At 71.3% G+C, this 4,603-nt stretch carries 3 protein-coding genes; all 3 read right to left on the reverse strand.

Features of this window, described 5'->3' with window-relative positions:
• Positions 1-124 precede the first annotated feature (124 nt).
• Genes VE326_10920 through VE326_10930 form a run of 3 tightly spaced genes read right to left on the reverse strand, consistent with a single transcriptional unit; the run spans position 125 to position 4,529 of the window.
• Entirely contained in the window at positions 125-1,132 is a 1,008-nt protein-coding gene (locus tag VE326_10920) for a thiamine pyrophosphate-dependent enzyme (GenBank protein ID HYJ33720.1), read from the reverse strand.
• Complete coding sequence (locus VE326_10925) at positions 1,129-2,292, reverse strand: transketolase C-terminal domain-containing protein (protein HYJ33721.1); 1,164 nt, start codon at positions 2,290-2,292, stop codon at positions 1,129-1,131. Before VE326_10925 ends, VE326_10920 begins: the two co-directional genes overlap by 4 nt.
• The gene (locus VE326_10930) at positions 2,289-4,529 is read right to left on the reverse strand and encodes a 2-oxoacid:acceptor oxidoreductase family protein (protein ID HYJ33722.1); all 2,241 of its coding nucleotides are present in this window, start codon (positions 4,527-4,529) and stop codon (positions 2,289-2,291) included. Before VE326_10930 ends, VE326_10925 begins: the two co-directional genes overlap by 4 nt.
• Between the last annotated feature and the right edge of the window lie 74 nt (positions 4,530-4,603).

Below are 4,603 nucleotides of genomic sequence, written 5' to 3' on the forward strand. Positions count from 1 at the left end.
CGCGGGGACGCTCGCACTCGCGTGTGTCGCGGGTGTGGACGTGCGTGAGCGGCTCGCGGAGATGGTGGGCGATGGGCGGTGGCGCGGCGGTGCGCTGCGGTGCGGTGGCGATGCTTCGGTTGAGCTAGGCGGCTCCGACCGGCGCACCCTCCGCGCCGGAGGTTGGAAGCTCGGGAGACGACGCGACCCGCGCGCGCAGGCGTTCCCACGCCCGGCGAATGCCCCGTCGCACCTCGTGCAGGGTTGCCTCGTCGTGCGCGAAGCGGCCCTGGCGATCGACGAACGCCTTCAGCGCCTCGGGGGCGAAGGTGGGCTCGACGTTGATCGTCCAGCGATCACCTCCCGCGATCTCGACGATGGGATAGAGGCCCGACTGGACCGCGAGCCGGATCAGCGCGATGCCGTCGGCCGGCTCCGACTTCCAGCCGGTCGGACACGGCGAGAGGATGTGCAGGAAGCGAAATCCCCGGAGATCCAGGGCGGTCCGCATCTTGCGCATGAGATCCTCGGGGTGCGCGAGCGAGACCGACGCCGCGTAGGGCACGCGATGCGCGGCCAGGATCGCCAGCATGTCCTTCTTCTCGACGTGCTTTCCCGCCGGCGTCGTGGAGGTCGCCGCGCCGAGCGGCGTGGCCGACGAGCGCTGCCCTCCCGTGTTGCCGTAGATCTCGTTGTCGTAGCAGACGTAGAGGATGTCCTCGTTCCGCTCGGCGGCGGCCGAGAGGGTGGCGAGGCCGATGTCGTAGGTGCCGCCGTCTCCGGCGAAGCAGAGGATCCGCGTCGCCTCGCCGCACGACTCGGCGACCCGCGCAAGACCGGTCGCCACGGCGGCCGCGGCGGCGAACGTCGAGGCCACGACCGGCGCGCCGTAGGCGCTGTAGGGGAACGGCCCCGCGGTGACGATGCCGCAGCAGGCCGGGATCACGATCTGCACCGGCCGGTCGGCGATCGCGCGGCTCATCATATTCAGGGCGATCGACATGCCGCAGCCGCCGCAGTTCGTGTTGCCCGCGCGAAGGAGCGGCAGGGCGCGGTCGGCCGGCGTGTGGACGATGCCCTCGAAAATCGGCTCGGCCGCGTGCTCCGGCGGCGCCGGCACGGGCATCGCGGGCGTTCCCCGGGTCGGGCTCATGCTCCGGTCTCCACCAGGACCGGCTCGCCGGCCCGCTCGCGCTTCGCCACGTCGCTCACGATCCGGGCGACGTGCTCGCGCCGGATGTCGCCGCCGCCCAGGCCGATCATATAGCTCTGGATCACCGCGCCCGGGTCGGCGAGCCCGCGGATCTCGCTCCAGACGATCCCGCCCAGGCCCGGACACGCGTCGCGATCGAGCACGGCCACGCGCTTCTTCCCGCCGAGGTACTCGCGGAGGAGCGCCTCCGGGAGCGGCCGGAACATGCGGATGCGGAGCGCGCCCGCGCGGATCCCCTCGTCGCGCAGGCGGTCCACCGCCGCGCGGACCGTGCTCGCGGTCGTCCCCATCGAGACCACCACCACGTCGGCATCTTCGATCCGGTACGGAACCACCGTATCGGCGGGGCGGCGGCCGAAGCGCTTCTCGAACTCGTCCTGGACCGCGGCGTAGACGCCCGGAACGCGGCGCATCGCCTCCAGATGCTGTTTCCGGTGCTCTTCGGTCTGATGCGGGAAATCGAGACCCCCCACCACGCGCGGACGGTCGCCCAGCCGATGCGGCAGCGACAGCTCGGGGAGGAAGGCATCCACATCCTCCTGGCTCGCGATCTCCGTCATCATCATCGTGTGCGAGAGGACGAACGCGTCCTGGCAGACCATGACCGGGAGCAACACCTTCTCGTGCTCGGCCAGACGGAATGAAAGCAGGAGGGTGTCGTGCACCTCCTGGTTGTCCTCGCAGTAGAACTGGATCCACCCCGCGTCGCGCAGCATCAGCGTGTCGCCGTGGTCCACCCAGATGTTCCAGGGGGGACCCAGCGTGCGATTCACGGCCATCATGACGATCGGAAGCCGCGCGAACCCGGCGGCGAAGACGTTCTCCGCCATGTAGGCGAGGCCGTTCGACGAGGAGGCGGTGAAGGAGCGCGCGCCGGAGAGCGAGGCGCCGATGCAGACCCCCATCGCGCTGTGCTCGCTCTCCACGCGCACGACGGAGCCCCGCTCGATCTCCTCGCCGCACAGCTTCTCGATGCACTCGGTCTGGGGCGTGATCGGATAGACGCCGCTGCAGAACCCGCGCGCCTTGCGGTTGGCGCGGGCGGCGAGCGTGACGGCCGCCGCCGAAGCATGGTTGGCGCTGATCAGCTGGAGGCTCATACCGGGGCCATCTCCATGGCATGGCGCGGGCATTCGGTGACGCAGATCCCGCACCCCTTGCAGAAGTCGAGCTGCACGTCGTAGCCGCCGGCGCGGCGCTCGATGATCCCCTCCGGGCAGTACGCCATGCAGGTGTCGCACTGGGTGCAGCGGCCGCACGAGAAGCAGCGGCCGGCCTCGCGCGGATCGGAGAGGCCGAGATTGGTCTCCTCGAAGGAGGCCGCGCGTCCGGAGAGCGGAATCTCGATGGTGTGGGATCCCGCCGTGACGGTGAAGTGCTCGAAGCGGATCATCTCGCTCGTCACCGCGCGCGGGCGGTCGGGAGGCACCGGGAAGGTCGCGCGCTCACCGAGCGCCGCGAGCACGCGCGCCGCCGCGCGGCGGCCGTCGCCGATCGCGTGGGCCACCGTTCCCTCGTTCGTGGCGAAGTCCCCCGCGACGAAGAGGTTCGTCGGCCCGCCGTCGTAGTGCACGCGCCCCTCCCGGATCGCCGCGCCCTCGGGCAGGAGGCCCGGATCGGCCCCCTGCCCCAGGGCGAGCAGCACGTAATCGCACTCGAAGCGCGCGGTGCGGGCAGTGACCACGGGACGGCGGCGGCCGCTTTCATCGGGCTCGCCCATCTGCACCTCGGCCAGCTCCACCTGCGTCAGGCGGCGGCGCCCGTGAAAAGCGACCGGCTGGCGCTGATAGAGGAAGGAGATCCCCTCGCGCTCGGCGTCGACGATGTCCTCCTTGATCGCCGGCATCTCGGTCCGGGTGCGGCGATACGCCACCGTCACCATCGAGGCGCCGGAGCGGATGGCGCTCCGGGCGCAGTCGATCGCGGTGTTTCCGCCCCCGAGCACCATGACGTGGCCGTGGAGCGAAGCACCCCCCTCGAGATTCACGCGGTGGAGGAACTTCGTCCCCTGCTCCACGCCGGGAAGGTCGTGGCCCAGGACGTCCAGCTCCGTGGGCCGGCCGAGCCCGGCCGCGAGGATCACCGCGTCGTGCTGCCGGCGGAGTCGCGTGATCGCGCGCGCGTCGAGGAACTCGCCGCAGCGCGTCTCGATGCCCAGGCCCAGGATCGATTCGATCTCCCGGTCCAGCGCCTCGCGCGGAAGCCGGTAGGCCGGGATGCCGGTGCGAAGAACACCGCCGAGCTCCGCCTCCCCCTCGTAGATGCGAACCACGTGCCCCGCGCGCGCCAGCTCGCAGGCCGCCGTCATGCCGGCCGGGCCGCTTCCCACCACGGCCACGCTCCGGCGATCGCGACGCGTCGGGAGGTCGTCCCGCACCGCGCCCGCGTGATCCCCGACCCAGCGTTCCAGACCGCGGATGTTCACCGCGCCGTCATAGGGCCGGCGGTTGCACACCTCCATGCAGGGAGCCGGGCAGACCCGGCCGCACACCGACGCGAAGGGCTGCGATTTCGCGAGAATGGCCGCGGCCCCGGCCTCGCCGTCGTGGAGCATCGCCTGGATGAATCCGACGACGTCGTTCCCCGCCGGACACCAGGCGTTGCAGGGCGGGAGCTGCTCGACGTAGCGGGGCACCTGGGTCCGCCAGGAACCGGTCTTGAGCCCGGTGGCCGGCCCTTCGACGTGCTGGGTCAAGGGGAGCACGGGCTGCCCCGCGATCGCGTCGAGCGCGGGGGGGGCCGCGAGCTTTTCCTTCACCACCGACGCGGCAGGTGCTTCCTTGGCTTTGGCGTTTTCGGTCAGAACGACGGCGTCATACGCCTCGCGCGCCGCTCCGAGATCGCGGTCCAGGTGGAGGTCCTTGTAGGCGCGCTCCAGCGCTTCGAACGGAATCCCGGCCGCCCGCGCATAGGCTCCGGCGATCGTGGTGTTCACGATGACGACCGAGCGCGTGCCGATTCCCCGGCGGCGCGCGATCGCGGTCGCGTCGATCGTGGCGGCGCGGAACGGGCCGAACTTGGCTTCGATCGTGCCCGGAAGCTCTGCGGTGTTCACGAGAAGGATGCCGCCGCGGGCGAGCCCCGCGACCGCGTCCTTGTCGAGGAGCGTCGGGTCGAGGACGAGGACGTGGTCGGGCTCGTAGATCTTGTTGCGGTTCTGGATCGGCTCGTCGGAGACGCGCGTGTAGGCGCGGACGGGGGCTCCGGAGCGCTCCCCGGCGTAGTCGCCGAAGGTCTGGACGCTCTTTCCGAGGCGGGCGTAGGTCGCGGCCAGGATCTTGGCGCACGTCACGCCGCCCTGACCGCCGCGACCGTGTAGGCGAATCTCCAAGGCCATGCCGCCCCTTTCCTCCGTCCGGTGGGCCACGCCCAACTATCGGACCGCCGGAGAACCGAGCGTAGGAGTCCAGG

The sequence above is a fragment of the Candidatus Binatia bacterium genome, from assembly GCA_035631035.1.
Lineage (GTDB): Bacteria > Eisenbacteria > RBG-16-71-46 > SZUA-252 > SZUA-252 > DASQJL01.